Source organism: Pseudomonas sp. RG1, from assembly GCF_025910115.1.
In the GTDB taxonomy this organism is placed as follows: Bacteria; Pseudomonadota; Gammaproteobacteria; order Pseudomonadales; family Pseudomonadaceae; genus Aquipseudomonas; species Aquipseudomonas atacamensis.
This window is the reverse complement of the sequence record NZ_JAPCIK010000020.1, coordinates 32434-52535: the sequence shown is the minus strand read 5'-3', so window position 1 is coordinate 52535 and position 20102 is coordinate 32434. Positions and strand designations below refer to the sequence as shown.

The following is a 20102-nucleotide window of genomic DNA, read 5'->3' as shown; positions in this document are numbered from 1 at the left end:
TGCAGAAATGACGAAACCCGCTCAGAGGCGGGTTCAGGATTTGCCCAACGGGCGGGTTAGGGCGTGGTGTCGGACCGGTATGAGAACGACAGCGGGACGGCGTAGGTTGAGTCGCCAGTGATGCCTGGGCCGACGTCTACAGGTGTCATGGGCGTAACTACGAAACCGTTCTTCACGTCGCGCACATAAAGCGGAAATAACGTGATGATCTCGGCGGCAATAGGGTTGGTTTTTGCCTTACCGGTGCCGGCCGGGCAAATAATGCTCACCTGAAACACACCGGTATACAGTCGGTGGTCGCCGCCGAGCGTGTTGCTCGCCGTGTCGCCCGGAATGGTGAACGCCCGCAGGTAAGTCTCGCCCGCTGTGGGTGTGTAGGGCATGTTCTCAAAAACGATTTTCAGCTTCTCCGGCCTGGCATTGTTCCAGGCGATCAGCTTTGCCTCGTAGATCGAGGCGATGATGGCGTGACTCATACCTGGTTGTTCCTGATGGCCTCCAACACGATTTGCTGGAAGCGAGCCACGGTTACCCGAACCATGCCTCCGGGCGCCTGGGTCGAATGGCCGAACTCCAGCGGAATCGCATAGGGCAAGTTGTTGATGATGTAGGCCATTTGGCCAGCAGTGAAATCGCTCATTGCCGCGACCAGCGCGGCCGTGGTTTCGGCGCCGCTCGGGTCCACCTCGTCAAAGGTGACGTTTTCCACTACGCCGAGCGAGATGTGCCAGTTCGCACGGAACCGGCCGCCGACGTAGCCTTCTGGCGCCTTGATGTCCATGCCGTCGTTGAGCTTGTGGCCCTTCTTCAGTCTGCCGCCCTTGGTGATGTTGGCCTGATCGCTGCGCAGCGCGCTGTTGTGATCGTCGACGGCCTTGTTGTACTGAGTCGCTACAGCGTTCTGCGCCCAGATCTCCGGGTTACCCACTGGAGACATGCGGATCAGGCTGCTGCCGACCTCGATGATGATCTCGCGCACACTGGCGTCGATGGCTTCGCTAGTCTGGGCCGCGAACTCGGCGAGACTCAGCGCGAAGCTGCCGGATTGACCGGCGCCCGCCCGGTTCACGACCTCACCTGCAATTCGTAAAGAATCGGCGTGCCCGCCGGGTTGACTTCTTTCAAGGGAGGGACGATTGACCAGGTACGACCTTGAACAACGACCTTGTTAAGTAACTCAGGCCCCCACTTCAGCCCCTGCGCTGCGATCTTGAGCTTCTTGTCGCCCTGATTGATGAGGCTGTTGTTCTGGAATTCCTGACCGGTGAAGTCGAGCAGGATGCCTTGGGCGGTCTGTTCAATGGTGGCGCCCGGCCTATCGCCACCGGTCTCAGGGTCGTACTCGCCCGGCGTCGTCTTGCTGATGGTCACCGGCTGGCCGAACTCTGTGATCATCTCCAGAGCCATTGCAGCCATCTCGTCGTAGAATGCCACTTTTAAATCTCCAAGGATGGCCATGACAAACGTACAGAAGGCGCAGCTACTAAGATATTTCGCGGAAGAGCTAGCTCACATTCCCGAACACGCTACAGTAGACCTAGTGAACGCACGATCAAAACTGAGGAAAATGGTCGACCATTGCCTAGCAGGTACGAATGCGTTCCCTTACCTTAAGAAAGTGAAACGGCAATGGATACGGAATGCTTTTGACTATGCCGAATTCGACGAACTGGCGGATCACATCGCCGGAGATACTCAGAGTCTCTCTAACTTTCCGGCTTTTTTTGATGTGAATAATCACAAAGGCTGGCGAAAAATCTAGCTTTAGGCCCTTACAGCAAATAGTCCGCGCTTTTGCAGGTAGTCAGCAAACTGCGTAGCGCTCGGGCGATCTGGCGCCGCGGGCATCAGTCGGCCGCTGGTGTTCGGGATCGTCGCGTACTCACGAGTTACCGCGCCCTCGACACGCTCCAGCGTAACGGCGCCTTTGCGCTTCTCGATTGGGTCGACGTCATCAGTGTGGATCTCAGCGGCCAAAGCCATCTGGCCGTACTGGATCCGCGCCGGCAGGTAGTTGTCTGGCTTGATTTCGTAATCCAGTTCGACGCCGCGGCGCGGCCAGGACAGGGCCTGTTCGCTGTTGGACTTTCGCCCTTTCCACGTCATGCCATCCATTGCCAGCGCGGACCGGCGCAGCAGCGCTTCCTGTGCTGGCACTTCCGCCGGGATGGTCACGCCGAATTTCACGGCGTACATGGCCAGATCTTCGGCAGATGCGTAGCTTTCGGCGTCAGGCTTGCCGGTACCGTCCTCGATGATGAGAGTCATGAATCAGCTCGCTATGGTGTGCTGGATCGGGCGCCGCGTTGTCAGCGCCCGGATGGTTACGCCTGATGTAGATCAGCAACAGCCTTTTCCAACGATTCTACCGAAGCATTCGCTCGATACGGCACATTGGCGGCGTCGAGCTTCGCTTTGAGACCAGCGATCTTCTCGGCATTGTCCACCGGCTCCGCTGCTGCGTTGAGGCGTGCAACTTCGCGACGTAGCGATTCAACCTCGCCCGCCAAGTTATCGCGTTCACCCGTGAGGGTTTCGAAACCTTCGTGAATGGCTTTCAGCGCACCGAACAAGCGGATCGGCAGTTCGCCCGCGCCCGGGTGTTCCAGCTCCGATTGACCCTCAGCGGCTTCGATCAGTCGCTGGATGCCGTCGCGCTCGGCGCGTAGCGTGACGTTGTCCTGTTCCAGGCTGGCAATGGCATCAGCATCACCCAAATTAACCGACTCGCTGATCAAAGGCTTCAACACCGAGACCTCGATGCCCTGCGCCTCATAGGCGTCGACCACCTTCGGCCAGTCGCCAATCACGACCGCATGGGTCACACCCGCCTCAGGCCGATCAAAGTGCGCTGGATTGCGGTAACGCTTTTCCGGATCGAAGTCCGAGTTCTGAGTGGAGTAAACCAGTTCCATAAAAGTCTCCGTAGCGGCCATCGCTGGCCGCTGTCAGGGCCAGTATCAGCCGCCGGCTGGTGGCGTGGTTGTCAGGGTGATCAGCACACCAGCAGTCACCTTGTTGCTGTTGGAATGCTTGACCCAGTTCGCAGCCGAACCCACAGCGGCAAGCGTAGGGTTCGCGCCGCCCGCGGTTTCCTTCCAGCTGTAGCCGAGAACATCGATGTTGACGGTGCCTTCTGCGCGGTAGCCGATGCCGAGGTTCTCTTCGTCGTTCACCGCATACGAACGGAAACCGGGCGCCTGAGACTCAGTGATCACCACGGCATTTGGCAGCAGGCCGAAGATCACATCAGCCGGCGCGGTGTCGGTCACCAGCACCGGCTTGCCGAGAGTGCCTGGCAAGCCGCCGTAGATGACGACACCCGCTTCTTCGTAGACTTTGTTCGCAATCGCCTCGTCGACGATGTCGAAGTAAGCACTGGAGTGCATGACCCACAGCGCGATACGACCGAACTTGTCGCCGAACTTGCGCATACCACGGGTCAGGGTCTTCTTGCCGTCGGTCTCGATGTTGGCAGTAACCACCATTTCAGCGTTGGAGCTGATCGAAGCGCGCAGCGCAGCAGTGGCGTACTGGATGAAACCTTCCAGAGTGGCGTCAGCAACGTCGGCACCGATGATCTGGGAGAACTCGTCGACCGGACGGCCGCGGCGCTTGAAAGCTTCTTCGGTGGTCTGGTATGGGCCGTACTTCCATGGCGCCTTGACGCCGACGGCCTCACCGGCGCCGATCTTCTTCGCGGTCACTTTACCGGTGGAGTTGACGTCACGATGCTCCAGCGAGCCGCCGATCTTGTAGAACGAGCGCTTGCGGAAATCGCCTTCGATCAGCTCGTTGTCGAGCACGATCGCGCCGTTGGACGATGCGTTGAACACGTCGAGGTTGTCCTGGACTCGCTCCAGGTATGCGGTTTGCGCCTCATCGTTGTAGATGATCAGGTCGCTGTTAACAGTCGTTGCCATGGGTGAATCCCCTTACTTGGGCAATTGCAGATATGCGGTTTGGCCGTGCTTGCGCTGGTAGTCGCGCTTTTGCTCGGCAGTCATTTCGGAGCGCTTGAATGCAGCCTGGCCGCCACCCCCGCCCGGGGCTTGTGTTCCTGAAGCCCTTGGCCACAGATGAGGTGCGCTTTCGCGCAGAGATTCCGCCCATTCGAGCGGAGTCAGAGGGGTCTTGCCGTCTTTGCCGAGGATGACCTGGCCGGATTCATCAACGGCGACCGCTTCGCCCTCTTCATTCAGCGAGAACACGCCTTTGGCGCGCAGGATGATGTCGTCGGTTGCTTCGGGAAGTGCGCCGGCCTTGAGTGCAGCGCCGCGTACCGAATCGCCCAGGACTTTGCCCTGGAACTTGGCGGCGAATGCTTCGGCCTTCTCGGCCCGCGCGGTGAGCGCCTTCAACTGCTTATCGTTGTCGGCGCGCAAGCGCTCGGTGCGACGATTGAACACCTCGTCCACCTTGCCCTCAGTCAGCAGCTTGGTTTCCTCGTCTTGGCCGGCCCGGCTGAGCAAACCTTTTACGGCGTCGATGTCGATACCCTCGAACTGCGTTTCGAACTGGGTCAGCTTGCCGGTGGTGTCTTTCAGTTTGCCCAGCAGCTCCGTGTTCTTGGTTTTCAAACCCGAAACGGAGGCTTCAACGGCAGTCGCGATAGCAGCCTTGATTGCGGGATTGTCCAGGTCGATTTCGTTTTCTTCTGCCACGTTGATGCACCCCTTGGGTATGTGTCGCCCGCTTTGCAGGCGTAAAAAAACCGCCGAGGCGGTGGGAATTTGAAAACTGGCCGTTAGGCTGTATGAGCTGCCTTAGAGAGCAGACCTTTTTAGCAATGGGAAAAAAAATGAGACGTGTATTTCGTATCAATGCAAGCAACGCCGCTAATGAAAAAATCCGAGCCTTTGAAGTTATATATGCGGCAGTTATCACGGGTTTGGTCGCAGCCGCCGGAGCAGGGCTTACGTGGTTTGCCAGTCACGAATCAACTAAGCAGGCCGTAGCTCAGAGCTGTATCCAAAGAATCGACAATCAAGAAATGAAAATCCGAGAAAAAACCGAAGCCTTTTTGGGAAACATTGCAGATCTCATAAGTCGTGGGTCTAACAAGAAGCTGTCATTTGACGAGTCGAGACCTGACGCAGAAAAAGTGATTCGCTCGGGATTTGAGCTAATCGCATATGCTCCGCCGGACATGGCCCATTCAGCTCTAAAGGTGACAATTGCGGTAAAAGCAATGCTTGATGTGGAAAGCAAAGCAGATGTCGATTTGGTCGCACTGCAAAGCAAAAATGCCATGACCGAATGGCCGAATCAGTTCTTCAAGCTCATGGACAACTTCCGTGACCAGAAGGCCAAATGCCAAGAGTGAAACACTCATAAAAGTGACGCTTTTTGGAATGCCAAAGGCTCCAGAATCTTCATCTGCGCTAGCGTCAGCGGGGCGAAGTTGCGATCCAGTTGCAACTCCGCGAAGCGTTCGACGCTCAGTCCGCCCTCGCGAAAAAGCTTCGCCCGCACCGGTCCGATTGCCACATCCTGAAACGACGTTGGCTGTTGCTGAAGCCAATGGTAATAGTCGAGACTCGCACTGACCTGCCCTGCTCCATCTGCGCCCACGGAAGCCCGGGTAGAGCCCTTGGCGAACATCTCGCTGAGCTTAGTCAGCAAGATAAACGTGGTGCGGCAATTCGGGTGAAACGGTGGCCGCGGGCCTGAGTCGACCGGAAACCGTCGCTTATCCATCGATCGACACTGCTGGCTGGTCTTGCTGTCCAGTGTTGCGACCATCTCAACCTCGGACACAATGTCCATGTTGGCCTTGGCCACCTCCATGCGCGCCTGAGACGACACATGCTGAATTGCAGTGTGCACAACCGTGCTGGCATTGCGGTTGGTGGTGGCGAGGATTCCATCTTTATAACCCGCCGCTTTGGTGCCGCGAATGTTGCGGATGATTTGGAAGTTCGTTTGCCCTTCGAAGAATCCCTGTCGGATCGTACCGGTGACGCGATCGCGCTCAGCACTTGTCCATCCCTTAATGAACGACTTGAGCAGCTTGCCGCCGCCGGTGCCGCGCACACTGAGGGGGTTGGTGAGCACCGCTGTGCGGATGGCTGCCGCCGTCGGCGCCACCACATCCAACGAGACACCAACCGGCGCTGACCGGACCAGGCTCGACGCTTCAAACTCAGCCTCGTAATTGGCGATGTCGATTAGGTCGAGGTTTAGCTGCGCGCTGTAGCGGTCGAAGATGCCCAGCAGCAGACTGTCGACCTCGTTCAGCAGCGCCTCAAGACGCTTCACGTTGTGATCGGTCAGATCTGACTGCGTGAGCCTGTCGCGAATAGAGCGGTCGATCTCCTTCAGGAAGGGGGCGAACTTTCCGACCTCCCCGGCCTTCAGCTTCTCGAGGAAAACGGCGTGCCGGATCGTCGCGTCAAAGATTGCTTGGTTTGCCGCCATCTTCTTTGTCCTCGTCGTCCAAGCCCAGGCCGTCGCCCTGCTCTGCCAGCTCGCCATCGATCTGTTGGTCTGTGCGTTCAGGCGCGATTAGGCCCAACTTGCGCAGGTACGCCCGAAGGTCCGCTTTGGCGAAGCCGCCGTTCTGCCAGAGTCCAACCAACGCGGTGATCATTTGCGGATCTGCCGTCAGTTCCACGAACTCCTGATTGATCTGATAGGCAACCTTCGCGTCGTCGAAGCCCATGTAAGTGCAGCACCACATGATCGCCCGGGTATAGGCCTCACTGACATTGGCCACGCAGCCAGCGAGCACTGAAGTCGATGCTGACTGATCACCACGGGCTTCGGTCGCCGTCTTGGACGAGAGAGAAGCCACGACCATCCGTGCGCCGAGCTCGATCATCATCTGGTTCTTGTCGGCCATTGCCTCCTTCACCAGCGTGTTCGGCAGTGGCTGGGCATAGCCGAACTGTCCGCCGGCAGGCAGCATCATCGGAGCGCGGGAGCCGACATAAACGCCGTTCTTCTCCATCCAGTCGCGCCACTGTTCATCCAATCCGGAAATCCAAGGCTGAGCTTGGCCACACCAGAAGACGCTGTCTTCGTAGTCGGCACTGTTCCGGTAATGACCCAGGTTGATCATGGCGATGTCGTAGAGCGGTGACTCGTCAATGCTCGGATCGTTGTTCTGCGCGCCGACGAAGGTGAACGGGATCTCCTTCAGGCGGCCGGCGGCGCCGGTGGGTTTAAACTCCTGAACAACGGCCAGCGGCCCGCCACCTTTTGGCCCGGATCGGCGCCAAACACGGCAGACAAAGCCCTCATCCTCGAGAGCCAATTCGCGATACTGCTCGATTACCTTGAAGCCGAATCCATCTTCGATTTCCGGCGACTCGCGCAGCACCACAAGGGTCAGCACGCTGTGACCGTTCACCATGCCGGTACGCCAATTGATGATCTCCTCGGCGCAGTAGGTGAGGATCACAGCATGCCCGCCGATGCCGTCGTCTTGGTGGTAGTCGACATACAGGCCGTGCCGACCAGCCTCAAGCACCTTTTCCAGCGTGCCTTGCGAGTGCTGGTAGATGCTCACGCCGGAGCCGTTGGCATTGTCCTGCAAATACTCCAGTTTCTTATAAACAACCAGAGTCGGGTCTTTGTGAAACGCCAAACCGAGTAAGCCGTTTCGCGTGTGACCGGTAGCATTCTTGAACACCGCCCGCTCGCGATAAGCCTTGTTGCGATCAACGTTCTCCGGCGATTTATCGTGAGCATTGATGTAAGGCAGTCGGTCGACAACCCGGTGCTGGCCAGCGCAAACGTCGCGAACGGTCGACCAGCGATCCAGTGCTTCGATGTAATCCGCCCGCTTGAAGGAGACGTCGTTGCTCATCGGGCGTATCCCATTTTGATGGCGGTGACCGGTTTGATAATCGGGTACTCGCGGTGAATGAAGTAACCGCCGCCGTCGTTGGCGTGGTCGTTGCCTTGGCTCTTGTCTGGCTCGCCGTTCGGCGCCCAGATCTGCTGTTCCAGGCCATCGGCGTAGGTCGGGCATGTAAACGGGTTCACGAGGTAACGCCGCTCGCCCTGCGCGTTGCAGAACATGGCGTTCATGGCGTTGATCCGATCCTTCACCGGCGGGTTCGCCGCCGGCGCGATGACTGTGAAGCCAGCCTGCTTGAGCATGGCGATATCGGTGAGGCTGGCATTGACCGACTTGCGCGAATCGCCGGAGGCGTCCGGGTAGATCCGGATCTCGCAGGTCTTCTTGTAGTCGTTGCCAGTGTGCTCCCAGTACCTTTCTTTGATTCGACGAATCATGTCCGGCGTGTCGTAGCCATCCATCAACTCGTCCACGGCGCGCGGCAGCCCCTGATCACGTTTGACGTGGGTGATCGCCGCCATCTTGCCGACGTTGAAGTCCATGCCGATGAACAGCGGCTCGCCGGGCTGTACAGTGTCGAAGCACTGGTTCAGCTTGCGGTCGTAGGCGTGGTAGATCGATCCAGACGTCAGGTTGACGAACTGGCCGTTCAGGTACGCGCGGATCAATTGCTCGGGGTACGACTCCATCAGCGAGGCGATGTAGTCGTCAGGCAGGTTCAGCTCGTTGTCGAAAGTGCTGGCCTGAATCAGTCCATACATTTCCTTCAGCGCCGGCTTGTCGCGCAGCTGCTTGACGAACTGGAGAAAGACGAACTTGAAGCCTTCCGGCGTCGTGGTCACGTCCACGCCGTTTTTAAGCCCGGGCAGGTTGTAACGCATCCGGGCAATGATCTTGCGCCAGGCCTGCTGCGCCTTGATCGAGGTCAACACATCCAGTTCGTCGACCAGCGCGTGACCGATCTTGAAGCCGACGATGGTTTGCGGCTTCTCCATCGACCGGCAAATCACAGTGCCGCGATACTGCCGGCCGCTGTAGATGTGAACCTCATGGTTCGCCTGGTTGATCTTGGTCTTCAGCCCCCAGTCGTAGGCCACCTCCTCCATCGTGGGATAGAAAATGTCGCGGATCTGCGGATAGGTCGGAGCGAAGTAACCAGCGTTGACGCCGGGCCACTCCATGAAGTGCTTGCTGAGCGCCGAGCATCCGACCCAGGTCTTCCCGGAGCCGAAGCCAGCAACGAATGCGCGAAACTTGTGGGGCAAGAGGAGGAACTGCGACTGCGGAACGTTAAGGCTCGGCATTCGGCTTCCTCGCGTCCACTACGTCGACCTGAATACGCGTCGGGATTGCCGGCTCATCGTCTGGCTCGTCCTTCCGGTTGCGATTGACGTAGACGTCGCCGACTTCCTTAGCAGCCTGCTCGAGGATCTGCATGGCAAGACCGATGTTCTTCATCGTCTCGGCCCGCTCGACAAAACGGTTCATGGCCCGGAGCCGGAACGCTCGGTTGGCGATCGGGATCTCTGCGGTCTCTTCACGAAAGCGCTTGCGGGCATCTTCAAACATCGTTACCCAGCGCTTGGCGAGGCCTTTCCCTGATGTCTTCGTGGGATCGTGAGTCTCCACCTGCTGGCGAGTCACCGAGATCCCGTATTCCTTTTGGACGGCTTCAACAACCTGTGAAGGCGTGTCGAAGCACGCCAAGGCCTGAACGATAAAGGCCTTCACGTCGTTTTGAAGGGCTGCCATAGATTTTCATCCGTCCAGAGCCTGTCCAGAATCAGGCCGACTTGAGCAGACAGGTTCCGCAGGCCCTCGATATATTCATTTTCCCCACCTCGGCAGGATTGTTTGCAGCGTCCACCAGCTCTTGAACTTGAGGGCTTGCCCCATACCGACGCACTACACCGACGAACTCTTCAACGTCGTGTCCGCGCATCTCAAGTTTGGGCAAACCTTCCTGGGTGAACTTGGGTGCGCCGTACTGATCTTTGGCCTGAGCGAGGTGATAGAGCTCATGCTCGACTAGTGCGCAGAAGTCAGCGTCCGAGCATTGGGCGCAGTAATCGGCGGCCAGGGTGATGATGTAGGCCGGCACGTCGCCGAACCAATCCAGCATCTGCTGTTCCATGCGAGCCTTCTGCCACCCACCGGCGCGAAACGCTACCTGTTCGGCTTGGCCAACAACCGTGCGCCCTTTCTTCGTGAAGGCTGCAGACGCCCACATGATTCTCACGTCTGCATCGATCAGATGGGCGTGGTCTGGGTTGTGGATTCTGCCGGTGTCGTCCAGGATTTCCTTTTGCAGCCAGTCCCAAACCTCTGGGGCAGGAGTTAGTCGGATGCCAAATTCGCAAAGACCGGACAAACCTAGAAGTGATGCTGATGGATGCGGTCTGCCCATTGTTTTTTCTCTCATAAAATCAGAGCAGCGAGCGTCATTTCAGGTGGACAATCTGGCCGCTCCCAGCTTGTAGACGTAGATCAGCAGAGAGTAGTGTTGCTCGTTTATGTCACGGGAAAAAGAGTGAACAGCACTACAAAATGGATAATCAGTACGGTTGTAGGGGTCGTAGTTGGAAGTGGAGGCGGCGCATTTGCTTTCCTTCAATATTCGTCGCAGCAATCGCGAGAGATAGGTCGCATTGAGGCTGAGAACAGTTATTTGAGGGATCAAATCGCTCAACTCAAACAAGAAAAAGAAAAGCTCATCGTCGATTTGAAAGATTGGGATTCGGCGTACCGTAAAATTGGCATAGAGTTTTCGAATGCCAGATCAAGGCTAGCTGCTTTGCAAAACGATGAATGTGAAACTATCTGGCTGGAGGTCCTAAGCCTAGAAAACACTGCAAGTAGAGCCGATATCATGGAGTCTAGTTCGGAGCGCAAGCAGGAAATACAGAATCAGATTTCAGAAACTAAAAAAACCCATCAGGTTTGCCTTTCTTCCCGAAAATAAAGCTCGAAGCAGGAGTTTCACCAATGAGGGTCAGGTTTGAAGTACATATGGATAACGGCGTCAAAAACGGAAAATGGACAGGAAAGGTCGTGTACGCCGTTGTAGATATGCAAGATCGCAGTGCACCCAAAACCGTTCTTTCCCACGAAACCGAAGAGGCAGCCCGGCTACATTGTGAGCGCCTTAATAGTACCGTTAGCTAGGTGCCCAGCGAGCGACGCTAAAATGTCGTGACACAATTTGCACTCTCGCGAAACGTGTCGCGACCTACTTGCTCTTCTGTGCAGCAGCGTATGCAGCCTCACACGCAAAGCCAGCTATTCGGCTTCGATCAAGCGCTTCTGCCAGTCTTCCCGCCTCTTCGTCAGCGCTTCTACGCAGGTCGGCGAGCAGAACGGCAAGGTCGGCTCTTGCCTGGCTTCCGCTGGCAACCTCGGCAGCACAAGACTTTCGCTTGGCGAGGAGATCGGTGATTTGCTGCTGCAGGCTGCGAGCCCGGTTATCAGCAACAACAACGGCGGCCGAAACATGTTCAGTCTTGGCTTTCGCATCGTCGGAGACTCGGTTGATGTCATTGGTGATCTCGCGCTGAATGCGGAGCGTGTTGGTGAGCGAATCCACCCGGGCGTTGGCGGTATCGAACTGGGCGGTAATTGCTGCTCGATCGTCCTTCACGCTATCCAGTCGCAGTGACAGATAACCGACGGCTGCGAGCGCTGCCAGCACCACCCACAACCATGCAGGGACCAACTTCAGCAAGGCGCTCATGGCGTCTGCCGTTCGACGGCTTCGTTGACCTTCTCCGCCGCCTTGCTCGCGGTGTCAGCGGCCTGGACGACTGAGTGCGAGGCCTCTTGCACCTTCACTGCGGCGTCTTGTGTCTTCTCGGCGAGGCTATTCAGCCGGACGTCACGCTTACCCAGTGCAGCGTCATAAGCGCGGCGCACTTCGGTGAGCTGCTTGGTGTGCTCACTGCTTGCGGACCAGACGCCGGCTTGGTAGCCGAGAATCAGGCCGCCGGCGAGCAGCAGCGCGGCGATCACCCACACCTCTGCCCGACGCCACCAGCGGCGAGCAATGAATTCCATAGCGCATCTGTCCATCAGTTGATGCCTCCCAGCTTGGTACGCAGGCGGGCGATCTCTTCGCTCTGCGAGGTAACCGTTGCGGTGAGCTGTGCGACTTGGCTTGTGAGGGCTTCGATCTTCCCCTCCATCCGGCCTACCGCTGCGGCAAGCTCGTTGCGTTCTTTGGCGAACTGGTCAGCGCGGGCTTCAGCTTCCTTCCGTGCAACACGCTCGGAGTCCAGAAGCTCATTCAGCCGGCGAAGCGTGAAGATGTCGGCGTTATCCATCGCCCTGTCAGCAGCATCCTTCGAGAGGAATTTACGCAGCCAAAGGAAGGCTGCCAGCAACACGGTTCCGGTACCGCCCAGCCAGGTAGCTGTGCCTGGGCCGAGATCGGTCGGGTCCATTGGAAACTCCAAAAAAAAGCCCGCGTAAGCGGGCGATGGTGTTGTTTAAATTTATTCTGAAGGTACGTGACAGTCAGTGCACCGCTCTAGTCATTTTCCAACTGATGGCCTCCAGAGGGGCGCGACCTTTAGTGGCCCGATCTTCTGATAGCTGAGGTCAGACAACGTTTTAATGTCTTTTATCGAAAACGTATGACCGATATTGCCGTCCTTCAGTTGTGCCGTGAGCGCCTTATCGCCGTAGAAACCAAGCACTACCTCGCCCTTAACGCACCAGTAATAAGTTTCCAGCTCCGCAGCCTTCGCCCCATAAGCAGAGACCATCCAACCCAATACACCGGCGATCACAATGACGAATGGCGTCACGCGCGCGATTCGCCAAAACTTCTCATCACGGGTTTCCAGAGGTTTTACCGCGTCTTCCTGTTCATTACCAAAATCAGGTGGCGGGGGTGGATTTTTGAAAACACAGAACAGCACCGCAACGGCAGCTATACATCCCCAAAAGATTCTCCAGTTGGGGATACTGACCAAATACACGAGCAACAGAGACAACATACCAACCGAATGCACTACCGCATACGCTCGATGGATACCCTTCAGCCATGAAAATCTGAAAGCAAGAGCAATGACGGCGATCATTGGAATCACCGATGGATAGACCTTCAGGATTACATCTGCAAAACCAAATGACCCCAATTGGAGAAAATCAACCGGGGCATTGAAGTAACCAAGCCTGCCTATCTCGTATAGAGCAAGCACCCCATATGAAAATGGACCAAGCACCGCGATTAGCGAAACAAGCGTGGTAAAGACAGGCAGTTCGAATTTTTTTTCGGTCACAAAAAAGCCCAACTTTGGCGGTTGGGCTTTGGCTGCACTCCTCAACACGCGCAGGAATGACAGGATGGGAATAATTTCGCTCATTCGCTCACTGATGTCAACAGGCAATCACGCAGCTTGTTCAATCAGCAAACCTTCGCCTCCGAGAATGTCAGCGGCGTGTGCCAGAGCCTCGTTCACCAGGTCATCAGCTGCCTTGCCGATATCCTGACGCCAGCGGCGACGAGTTGACTCCGGCGTGCCGTCGTTGTCCCAGGTATTCATGTCGTAAAAGCTGTCCTTGAGCACGATCATGTCGGCGGATCGGGAGCTGTCACGCTTCACCTTTGCCTGACCGGCAGCCAACGCAGCCTTCACCACAGCCTCGCGGCGCCACTCTGGCGCATCGATCGGGATCTCGACAGATACGGAGGTCGCCACCTTGGGCCGCGCACCCTTCAGCTGCGGGATAGCCCAGGCAGTGGTCGCCTTGAACAGGAACAGCTTCGGGGCCGGTGTGTTGATCTGGGTTTGCAGCGCAGCGATGGCTTGTATTTTGCGACCCTTATGGGTGCTGTACTTCGCCACCAGCGCATCCCAGTGCTTTTGCTCAAGCGCGCTGTGGAGTCGGGCGGATACCCAGCAGTCCACCTGCGTACGGTCGATCGTGTCAGCCCCACGGGAGCGGACAAGCGTCGCCAGATCACCGCCCTCCTCCTCGTCGGCAGAGTTATAGAGCTTCTGCCACGCCTGCTTGCTGGTGTTGTCGATCGCCTCAGCCGCGAGGGCCGAGACAACTGCGTTCAGAACACTTGGATAGATCATGCTGCAGCCCTCTTCAGTTCGCGGGTCTTGGCCCGGTATTCGGCCTTGATGGTTTTGATTTCTTCGACGGTGTACTTCCGGGGCTCATGAGGCCCTTCGAGCCAACTCACGGTTTCGGCGCCGATGCGCTGCACCAACCGGATGCGATACTCGACCGCGTTACCGGACAGGTTGCGGTTGCACTTCACGCACTGGCGATGGATGTTCAGCGGCTCGAAGCGCAGCTCCGGACAGGCGCCGACGGATCGGTAGTGGCCGGCGTCCCAGCGACTGCCCGTCATCAGGTCGTTGTCGTTCGGCATCGAATCGCAGCTGATGCATGGCAGGTGCGCGTCACGCAGGCGGACGTACTCGTTCACCGCGGCCTGGGCTTCGCGAAGGTGATCCGCCCTGGTCTTCAGCTTTTCCTTGCGGACCCTGATCTCGCGGCGGTCACGCTGGGCGATGGCCTTCCGGGCTTTCTCCATGTGGCGCGGCGCATCAATCGCCGCGCAGGCCGGACTGCAAACCGCCTGCCCCATCCGCGACGGGACAAATGAGGCCCTGCAAGTAGCGACTCGGCATTTCTTCGGTTTGGGCTGCTTCCGTTCAATCGTCATGCGGCCTCCTGGCTCAGCAAATCATCGAAGTACACGCCCTGCGGTACGAAGCGCGCGACAATGCGATCGGTGTAGGCAATGCCCTGGGAACGATTGAACAGACTGGTCACCGGGAAGCCATCCGGATCGAACAAATGGCAACCCCCCATCATGTCCAGCTTCGTTTCGTATGGCAGGTGACGCATCACCCGGTACCACTCCGCCTGGAACCCGGCATCCTCGTTCAGCAGGATCTGCACGCCGATGTGCAGCTTGCAGTAGCGCCGGGCTTCAGCCTCATCGCCGATCTGAGTCATTTCCGCGATGCGCTTGTACATCGCGAACCACAGCCGGTTTTGGTCGAGCGTGCGGTCTTTGCCCGGTCGCAGCGACACGACGACGAACTTCTTGTCGCGGAACATGGTGCTGAGCGCGGTAATGGCCTCGGAGAGTTTGGCCTGGCAGTTCACGGAAATTTTGTCAGCCATGCGTGGTCACCTTGTTCGGCAGTGCGCTGATCAGCTCGCCGAGTTGCTGTGTCAGCCGTTCGTTCTCCGCCAGCAGCTCAAGCGCCACCTCCTCCACGGTCTTCTCCCCGAGGAATTCTTGCAGCGCCTCAGTGTTGCGCTTCCAGTCTGCGCAGTCGGCACGGTACGACGCCGCCTCGGCCCACAGCAGCTTCTGGAGTTCTTGTTTGTCGATGCTCATCGAGCCGCACTCCTTGCTCCCAATTGTTCGGCCTGCTGAATGAGCAGCGCCCGGCGATCCGCCAGCTCATTGGCTGCCTGAATTCGCATTTCTGTTTTTTCCTCGGCTGATGCTTGGCGCATGGAAAGCATCGAATCCTTCACCGCGGCGAGCCTCTCGCGCAGCTTTGGCGAAGGCCGCGCAACCTTACCGGTTAGCAGCGCTACGACGGCCCGACCGTCTTCAGTGACCGGCACGACACTCAAGTCGGCCAGGTACTGCTGAGCGCGCTCCTGAGGGATTCGCTGCATCTGCACGGCCTTGGTGATCGCCTGTGTGCGGCGGTTGGCGTCGAAGCCAACTGACACATGCCAGTTCACTTCCTTGCTGTCCTCACGGGCTTGCCCCACCAGACGCTCGTAAGCACTGTTGAATGCCATGCGCGCGCCGACCTTGTCGCCGGCGTCGAGGACGGGTTTCGCCGCTGCGAGTGCGAGCTGGATCTCGTCGGTCAGCACCACGGTTTCGAATTCATCGTTGGTGGTCATCGCGATCGCCCAGGCCTCGTCCTTGCCCGGGCGCCCGTCGGCGATCTGAACTCGCTGGAGAATGTCAGCCATTGCCAACTTGCCTCTCACCTCAAAGCGGCAAGCCTTCAATGCGGCTTTCACCACCGGCACCGGGTAAGCGCAGAGGTCTTCAGCCATGATCGCCGCAGTGCCTGGGTTCATTTCCTGACCCATGGCCTCGGCGGTGGCGCAGATCGCAGCAGCGAGCCCGGCAACCTGCTCGTCATTCATTTCAAAGGTACTCATTGCGCTCCCCTGCTTGGCGCTTGGCCAAGACCATTTGCGCGGCCTGCTCGGCGGCGGAGACGTTCGCTTCGGTACGTTCCATCTGGCGCGCGGTTGTTCCGTTAATGCGCTGCCCGGTCACCCACTGGGTGTGGTAGCTCTCGGCGTTGGCCAATAGCTCGTTGAGGCTGTGGCATTTGCGCAGGACAGCGGCATCGCTGGTTTTCAGGTAATGCGCAGCGACGTGGTGTGCGACATCGGCGCCAAGGCGGTCGACCAGTTGGCCGAGCTGGCCACCGACCTTGGCGTTCCACACCGGCCAGGTGCTGTAGCGCTTGCGGTAGGCCATGGCGTAGTTCGCCCAGACCTTGAAGGTTTTGCAGGACTGGTCCTTGGGGCCAGGCATGTCAGCGGGAATCTCAACCCGTGGCGTATCGGTGCGATCAACCACCAGCACCAGGTTGCGGGCCGGCTTGTCCGGGCTGCCTTGCAAGTCCTGACTGGTATCCTGATTGGTACCCTGATGATTGGTATCCTGATTTGTCGGAGATTTTTCCGACCCTTGCTCGGATTTTTCTCCGACCTTGCTCGGATTTTTTTCCGAGGTAGATCGGATTTTTTTCCGACCTTCGTTCTTTGGTGGGGTCGGATATTTTTCCGACCCGTCCAGCTTCTGGTTCCACTCAATCGCCTTCTCGGTCAGCCGGAACAGAGTGATGTTCGGAGTGCTGGAAAGCTCAATCAAACCCGCATCTTCCAGGGCCTTCAGCATGCGGTAAGCGGTGTCTGGCTTGTCAGTGAGCAGCGGCAGCTCCTCGATGATCTTGGCCTTGCTCAGCGCGAAGAAGATCCCGTCGTCAGTCTTGATTGGCTTGGTCCAGCTCGGGCAGCCGTAGACGAAGGCAAACAGCAGGGCTTGCTGAGAATTCAGCCCCCACTCCAGCGCCTTCACCTGATTGATCGTGACGGTGAATTGCATATCAGGCCTTCCCGACCAGTTTGGCCAATTCAGGGAACCGATCCACGTACCAGTGAGGCTGTGTTTCGCGGGGGCATTGAGGGCTGGTGAGGTTCTTGCCGTAGGCCAGCCCCTTGTCAGTCACCGACCAGAAGTCGACCATCTCTTGTTTGGAGTTTTTGCGCTGAAGGACTTTGAGGAAGCCGTGAGCTTCCAGTGCAATGTTGAAAGTGCGTGCGGTACTGGCGATGCTGTGATCTTTGATCAGCGCAGTTATGGCCTTGGTCGGCATCGAACTGCCGCCTGTGGCATCCGGCGCAGCATCCACGGCGTAACCCGGAAGGAAACTAGACTCCAGACCGTTATTGGTGGCGATCTTCGCCAGCATCATCACCTGGCTGGACGGCGACGGCTTCAGCAAGCGCGTGTAGCACTCCATGAGTGCAAGTTCACCTACAACTTTTGAACTGCTCGGGCTGGCAGCTTCGAACTTCCCGGTTTTGCGAATGCTCGGCAGTACCTCGCCAACCACCCATTCTTCGAAGCGTTCCGCACCAACCAGCTTGGAGCGCATCACCAGCCGGTAGACATCGCGCTCAGGAATAACCGTCATGAATCCACCACCCTGTTTCGGGGTAGTGGTCGCGGCCTTGCAGTGACGGGAGATAGCGTTCTCTGGCTTTGCATAACCCAGGGCGTCGGCTACGTCACGTGCAACGAACCACGGATCACCGAGCTCGTCGGTTATGACGCGGATGGCGCCACCATCGAAGTCGAAAGGAATTACTGAGGTGGTACGCGACACGTTTTGCGATTTGTTAAAACGTGTCGCGACACTGTTAGGGGTATTGCTTGAAGTAGGTTGGCTATGCATAATCGGCCTCATCAAGTGTTAATGAATTAGCCGGGGCGCAATCCCGGCTTTTTTGTGCCTGCGATTCAGGCAAGCTTCGAATTCGGTTTGTGTTTCGCAAGCAGGGTCTCGGCCTTCCGTCCTAACTCCCCCGCCCGAGCCTCGACCTGACGGCATTGCTCAGCGAACGCCGGCAGGTGCGGAAGGTCCTCTTCGCACATCACCTGGTCGTCAAAGACTTCGCTGCCGGTATCGATCACGTCGGCCAGCGCGCGGATCAGTGCACCGAAGCTTTTGTTGGCGCATTGGTCGCTCTGCATTTGGCGCGCACCGGTCAAGCCATGACGGCCGGCCAGCTCATTGATGCAGTTGTCGCGAAACTCAGGCTCCAGCGCATTCACCCAGGACTCTTCCAGCCAAGACGGCATTTCCTGATCACCCGAGAGCCAGCGCTGCACGCGTTTTAACCAGCGGCCTGTCGCCTTCACGAATTCGCCCACATCGTTCAGGCGCGCCAACTCATTGAAGTCAGGGACCTTTGCCTGAACGATCTTGGCGGCGGGAACTCGCAGGCAGATCTCCCGGCTCAACGCTTGGGCGAAATCGTCCTGGCTCAAGCTGGTTCGGGCGATCTGGTTTTGAGCGTGGGCTACAAGCACTGGTCGCGGGTTTGGGCGCTATGTCTTGGACTGGACGTTTCCATGGGGACTGCTCTCTTCTAATCTGGCTTCAACGGATTGGCGGACAGGGATGTCGCTTAGGCGGCCATCTCGGCCCAAGGAAACGACGGGCACAGGTTTTCTTTTTTGAAAGCACCTTCGGTCAGCGCCTCCGCTCGTTTGGCAATAACCGGAGACATGCCGTGCTTCCCCCGAACCCAGCCGGAAACGGTGCTTTGATCGACCTTGAGCTTTTCGGCGGTGGCCTCCTGGGTGCCGAAGTAGTCAACGAGGCCCTTGTAAATTGCGTTCATGATGCCCCTCCATACGGGAATACCCATATAATAGGTTATGGGAATACCGATTTGCAAGAGTATGGGAGCGCCCGTAATACTTCACGTATGGAATTTAAAGACCGCCTCAAAGCAGCCCGCCGCCACGCCAAGCTCAATCAGACTGAGCTCGCAGAGCGCGCCGGACTCACGCAGACCTCGATCTCCGATTTGGAGAGGGGAAAATCGAAGGCTACAGCCTTCGCAGCCCAGATCGCCTCTGTATGTGGCGTGTCCCCGATGTGGCTGGCTGAAGGTGTCGGTGAAATGCTTAAGGGTGTGCCTGATCATCAGGCTGAACGCATCCAGCCCAGCGTGAAACTTGGCAACATTGAAACTTGGGACGACGAAACCCCGCTCGATGACGATGAGGTTTATGTCCCCTTCCTTCATGAAGTTGAACTGGCGGCCGGATCTGGCAAGTTTGCGATCGAGGAAAGCGCCAACTCGCGCCTGCGCTTCAACAAGAAAGACCTGCGCCACAACGGCGTTCAGTTCAGCAACGCGAAGTGCGTGAAGGTCGGCGGCAACAGCATGATGCCTGTGCTGCGCGACGGCGCGACGGTCGGCGTGAACGTGGGGAAAAACTCACTGAGCGATATCGTCGACGGCGAGATGTACGCCATCAATCACAATGGCCAGCTTCGCGTGAAGCAGGTTTACCGCATTCCGACCGGGCTTCGCCTGCGCAGCTTCAACCGTGACGAGCATCCGGACGAGGACTACACGTTCCAGCAGATCCAGGAGCAGCAGATATCGATTCTGGGGCATGTGTTCTGGTGGGCGATGTATTCCAGATAGGCTGAACTTCTCTATTAGAGCCGCTGCGACGTCGGGAGAGGAACTTTTATCAGCATTGCAAAGGATGGCGATATGCCGGTTGTGGCCGTTTTGAATGATGAGTCAGATCTAGATCGGATTGTCAGCGCTTTGAAGGCTTATGGATGTGTGGTGGCTAACCATCACAATCGCCCTGGTGCTTCAATCCTCACAAGCTCACTTCGAATTGCGCTCGGCCCCAGATCTGATGAGGATGATCTGCAGTGTCACGAGCTTCCCCTGCTGATCGACGGAGAGCCTTGGTGGACCAGTGTATTAGTCATGCCACCTCGCTACGAATACAAACACAGTGAAACCACGGCGCTCGCAGCTCGGGCGATGAGAGCTGCAAACGAATCCGGCGAGAAAGGGATGTTTCTGTACCATGACTCATAGCGGCGTCTAACAGTTCAAAGGGCAGGCTAGGCGAACCTGTAGGATTAGGGGCACGCTGCGCGCTGCTGAAGCTCTCTCGGGCGAGCCTTGTTCGTTTTCAGACAGGCAACCGTAGACATAAATAGACAGCATCACG

29 protein-coding genes are annotated in these 20102 nt (G+C 57.6%); 4 read left to right on the top strand and 25 right to left on the bottom strand.

What is annotated here, in order from left to right:
* Positions 1–56: 56 nt before the first annotated feature.
* Genes OK411_RS13630 through OK411_RS13620 form a run of 3 tightly spaced genes read right to left on the bottom strand, consistent with a single transcriptional unit; the run spans position 57 to position 1434 of the window.
* Positions 57–476: a DUF4128 domain-containing protein gene (locus OK411_RS13630; RefSeq protein ID WP_264365121.1), complete on the bottom strand. Its 420-nt coding sequence runs from the start codon at positions 474–476 to the stop codon at positions 57–59.
* Complete coding sequence (locus OK411_RS13625; RefSeq protein WP_264365120.1) at positions 473–1069, bottom strand: hypothetical protein; 597 nt, start codon at positions 1067–1069, stop codon at positions 473–475. The genes OK411_RS13630 and OK411_RS13625 overlap by 4 nt, the downstream gene beginning before the upstream one ends.
* On the bottom strand, positions 1066–1434 hold the full coding sequence (locus OK411_RS13620; RefSeq protein WP_264365119.1) for a hypothetical protein: 369 nt from the start codon (positions 1432–1434) through the stop codon (positions 1066–1068). Before OK411_RS13620 ends, OK411_RS13625 begins: the two co-directional genes overlap by 4 nt.
* Positions 1435–1456: 22 nt before the next feature.
* Here OK411_RS13620 and OK411_RS13615 point away from each other — a divergent pair, with 22 nt between their 5' ends.
* A complete protein-coding gene (locus OK411_RS13615; protein ID WP_264365118.1) occupies positions 1457–1762 on the top strand; it encodes a hypothetical protein in 306 nt (101 codons plus the stop codon).
* A 2-nt stretch (positions 1763–1764) separates the two neighbouring features.
* Here the strand turns inward: OK411_RS13615 and OK411_RS13610 are convergent, their stop codons facing one another.
* The 4 genes from OK411_RS13610 to OK411_RS13595 are packed head-to-tail and all read right to left on the bottom strand — an operon-like array spanning position 1765 to position 4664.
* Entirely contained in the window at positions 1765–2268 is a 504-nt protein-coding gene (locus OK411_RS13610; RefSeq protein WP_125915844.1) for a DnaT-like ssDNA-binding protein, read from the bottom strand.
* 56 nt (positions 2269–2324) lie between these two features.
* Positions 2325–2915: a hypothetical protein gene (locus tag OK411_RS13605; protein WP_264365117.1), complete on the bottom strand. Its 591-nt coding sequence runs from the start codon at positions 2913–2915 to the stop codon at positions 2325–2327.
* 45 nt (positions 2916–2960) lie between these two features.
* Positions 2961–3923, bottom strand: a complete 963-nt coding sequence (locus OK411_RS13600; protein ID WP_264365116.1) for an Ig domain-containing protein — start codon at positions 3921–3923, stop codon at positions 2961–2963.
* A 12-nt stretch (positions 3924–3935) separates the two neighbouring features.
* A complete protein-coding gene (locus tag OK411_RS13595) occupies positions 3936–4664 on the bottom strand; it encodes a hypothetical protein (RefSeq protein ID WP_125915841.1) in 729 nt (242 codons plus the stop codon).
* A 137-nt stretch (positions 4665–4801) separates the two neighbouring features.
* Here OK411_RS13595 and OK411_RS13590 point away from each other — a divergent pair, with 137 nt between their 5' ends.
* Entirely contained in the window at positions 4802–5326 is a 525-nt protein-coding gene (locus OK411_RS13590; protein WP_264365115.1) for a hypothetical protein, read from the top strand.
* A gap of 5 nt (positions 5327–5331) precedes the next feature.
* On the opposite strand, the gene OK411_RS13585 is transcribed toward OK411_RS13590, so the two are convergent.
* The 5 genes from OK411_RS13585 to OK411_RS13565 are packed head-to-tail and all read right to left on the bottom strand — an operon-like array spanning position 5332 to position 10214.
* Positions 5332–6420, bottom strand: a complete 1089-nt coding sequence (locus OK411_RS13585; RefSeq protein ID WP_264365114.1) for a phage head morphogenesis protein — start codon at positions 6418–6420, stop codon at positions 5332–5334.
* Positions 6395–7813: a DUF4055 domain-containing protein gene (locus tag OK411_RS13580; RefSeq protein ID WP_264365113.1), complete on the bottom strand. Its 1419-nt coding sequence runs from the start codon at positions 7811–7813 to the stop codon at positions 6395–6397. Before OK411_RS13580 ends, OK411_RS13585 begins: the two co-directional genes overlap by 26 nt.
* On the bottom strand, positions 7810–9111 hold the full coding sequence (locus OK411_RS13575) for a terminase large subunit domain-containing protein (RefSeq protein WP_090283127.1): 1302 nt from the start codon (positions 9109–9111) through the stop codon (positions 7810–7812). Before OK411_RS13575 ends, OK411_RS13580 begins: the two co-directional genes overlap by 4 nt.
* Entirely contained in the window at positions 9098–9559 is a 462-nt protein-coding gene (locus OK411_RS13570) for a DUF2280 domain-containing protein (protein ID WP_122706967.1), read from the bottom strand. Before OK411_RS13570 ends, OK411_RS13575 begins: the two co-directional genes overlap by 14 nt.
* Before the next feature lie 31 nt (positions 9560–9590).
* On the bottom strand, positions 9591–10214 hold the full coding sequence (locus OK411_RS13565; protein WP_264365112.1) for a putative metallopeptidase: 624 nt from the start codon (positions 10212–10214) through the stop codon (positions 9591–9593).
* A gap of 123 nt (positions 10215–10337) precedes the next feature.
* Here OK411_RS13565 and OK411_RS13560 point away from each other — a divergent pair, with 123 nt between their 5' ends.
* Positions 10338–10769, top strand: a complete 432-nt coding sequence (locus tag OK411_RS13560; protein WP_150648150.1) for a hypothetical protein — start codon at positions 10338–10340, stop codon at positions 10767–10769.
* Between the two features lie 267 nt (positions 10770–11036).
* Here the strand turns inward: OK411_RS13560 and OK411_RS13555 are convergent, their stop codons facing one another.
* The 13 genes from OK411_RS13555 to OK411_RS13495 all read right to left on the bottom strand — a co-directional run bounded on the left by OK411_RS13555 (position 11037) and on the right by OK411_RS13495 (position 18733).
* Positions 11037–11537 carry a DUF2514 domain-containing protein gene (locus OK411_RS13555; RefSeq protein WP_264365111.1) on the bottom strand — a complete coding sequence of 167 codons (501 nt, stop codon included), beginning with the start codon at positions 11535–11537 and terminating at the stop codon, positions 11037–11039.
* Positions 11534–11872, bottom strand: a complete 339-nt coding sequence (locus OK411_RS13550) for a hypothetical protein (RefSeq protein WP_264365110.1) — start codon at positions 11870–11872, stop codon at positions 11534–11536. The genes OK411_RS13555 and OK411_RS13550 overlap by 4 nt, the downstream gene beginning before the upstream one ends.
* Complete coding sequence (locus tag OK411_RS13545; RefSeq protein ID WP_095118664.1) at positions 11872–12243, bottom strand: chemotaxis protein; 372 nt, start codon at positions 12241–12243, stop codon at positions 11872–11874. Before OK411_RS13545 ends, OK411_RS13550 begins: the two co-directional genes overlap by 1 nt.
* A gap of 90 nt (positions 12244–12333) precedes the next feature.
* Positions 12334–13170, bottom strand: coding sequence for a hypothetical protein (locus tag OK411_RS13540; RefSeq protein ID WP_264365109.1), 837 nt, complete (start codon positions 13168–13170; stop codon positions 12334–12336).
* A 24-nt stretch (positions 13171–13194) separates the two neighbouring features.
* Positions 13195–13890, bottom strand: a complete 696-nt coding sequence (locus OK411_RS13535) for a hypothetical protein (protein WP_264365108.1) — start codon at positions 13888–13890, stop codon at positions 13195–13197.
* Positions 13887–14489: a recombination protein NinG gene (locus tag OK411_RS13530; protein ID WP_264365107.1), complete on the bottom strand. Its 603-nt coding sequence runs from the start codon at positions 14487–14489 to the stop codon at positions 13887–13889. The genes OK411_RS13535 and OK411_RS13530 overlap by 4 nt, the downstream gene beginning before the upstream one ends.
* Complete coding sequence (locus OK411_RS13525; protein ID WP_264365106.1) at positions 14486–14956, bottom strand: hypothetical protein; 471 nt, start codon at positions 14954–14956, stop codon at positions 14486–14488. Before OK411_RS13525 ends, OK411_RS13530 begins: the two co-directional genes overlap by 4 nt.
* Positions 14949–15176: a hypothetical protein gene (locus OK411_RS13520; protein ID WP_264365105.1), complete on the bottom strand. Its 228-nt coding sequence runs from the start codon at positions 15174–15176 to the stop codon at positions 14949–14951. The genes OK411_RS13525 and OK411_RS13520 overlap by 8 nt, the downstream gene beginning before the upstream one ends.
* Positions 15173–15970, bottom strand: coding sequence for a hypothetical protein (locus OK411_RS13515; RefSeq protein ID WP_264365104.1), 798 nt, complete (start codon positions 15968–15970; stop codon positions 15173–15175). Before OK411_RS13515 ends, OK411_RS13520 begins: the two co-directional genes overlap by 4 nt.
* A complete protein-coding gene (locus OK411_RS13510) occupies positions 15957–16928 on the bottom strand; it encodes a phage replication protein (RefSeq protein ID WP_264365103.1) in 972 nt (323 codons plus the stop codon). The genes OK411_RS13515 and OK411_RS13510 overlap by 14 nt, the downstream gene beginning before the upstream one ends.
* A 1-nt stretch (position 16929) precedes the next feature.
* Positions 16930–17781, bottom strand: a complete 852-nt coding sequence (locus OK411_RS13505; protein ID WP_264365102.1) for a Bro-N domain-containing protein — start codon at positions 17779–17781, stop codon at positions 16930–16932.
* A 65-nt stretch (positions 17782–17846) separates the two neighbouring features.
* The gene (locus OK411_RS13500) at positions 17847–18377 is read right to left on the bottom strand and encodes a hypothetical protein (RefSeq protein WP_264365101.1); all 531 of its coding nucleotides are present in this window, start codon (positions 18375–18377) and stop codon (positions 17847–17849) included.
* Positions 18378–18517: 140 nt separating this feature from the next.
* Positions 18518–18733: a YdaS family helix-turn-helix protein gene (locus tag OK411_RS13495; RefSeq protein WP_016773984.1), complete on the bottom strand. Its 216-nt coding sequence runs from the start codon at positions 18731–18733 to the stop codon at positions 18518–18520.
* 87 nt (positions 18734–18820) lie between these two features.
* Here OK411_RS13495 and OK411_RS13490 point away from each other — a divergent pair, with 87 nt between their 5' ends.
* Positions 18821–19552 carry an XRE family transcriptional regulator gene (locus tag OK411_RS13490; protein WP_264365100.1) on the top strand — a complete coding sequence of 244 codons (732 nt, stop codon included), beginning with the start codon at positions 18821–18823 and terminating at the stop codon, positions 19550–19552.
* Positions 19553–20102: the final 550 nt, after the last annotated feature.